1 pseudogene is annotated in these 693 nt (G+C 75.8%); it reads left to right on the top strand.

Features of this window, described 5'->3' with window-relative positions:
• A pseudogene (locus HZS56_RS37845) lies at window positions 1-610 on the top strand (serine/threonine protein kinase); the annotation flags it as partial.
• Window positions 611-693: the final 83 nt, after the last annotated feature.

Here is a 693-nt window from a genome sequence, read left to right as displayed (position 1 = left end):
CGCACACGCCCACGCGGCCCAGGCCCCGGTCTGGAACGCCCCGCCTCCCGGGCACCAGCACCCGTACGCCCCCGCCCCGCCCCCACCCGTCCGGAGGGGTGGCTCCACGGCGCTGCTGATCGTCGTCGCCCTGGTGGTGGCGCTGGGTGCCGGTGGCGCGGTCTACGCCTTCATGAACGGGGACGGCGACCAGCGGGCCGGCGGCGGCCCCTCGGGCACGACGACTTCCCCGGCGGCCCGGAACCCGGGCGCGACGGACGGGCCGGTCCCCGCGGCGTACCTGGGCACGTGGACCGCCACCATCGACAACGCGTCCGGCGTCCACACCCGTCGCCTGACCATCCAGCAGGGCGACGTGGGCGACACGGTCCTCTCCCTCGTCGCCGACGGCCCCACGGACAACGGCACCTACCACTGCGTCTTCGAGGCAGACCTGGCGGACACGCCGGACTCCGACGGCCCGGTGCAGGTCGGCCTGTCCACCGTGACCGTCGCCGAGCCGCCCTCCTCCTGCACCCCGGGCGAGCCCACCACGGTCACCCTGCAACCCGACGGCACCCTGAGCCGAGCCACCAGCAGCGGAGACAACCTCACCTACACCCGCCAATAACCCCTACGCCGCCCCCCCCAGCTGCGGGCCGCCGCCCCCCCCGCTGCGGGACGTCGTACCCCCCCAGCTGCGGGCAATCGTGC

The sequence above is a fragment of the Streptomyces mayonensis genome, from assembly GCF_018982965.1.
In the GTDB taxonomy this organism is placed as follows: domain Bacteria; phylum Actinomycetota; class Actinomycetes; order Streptomycetales; family Streptomycetaceae; genus Streptomyces; species Streptomyces mayonensis.
This window is presented reverse-complemented; position numbering and strand designations above follow the sequence as displayed.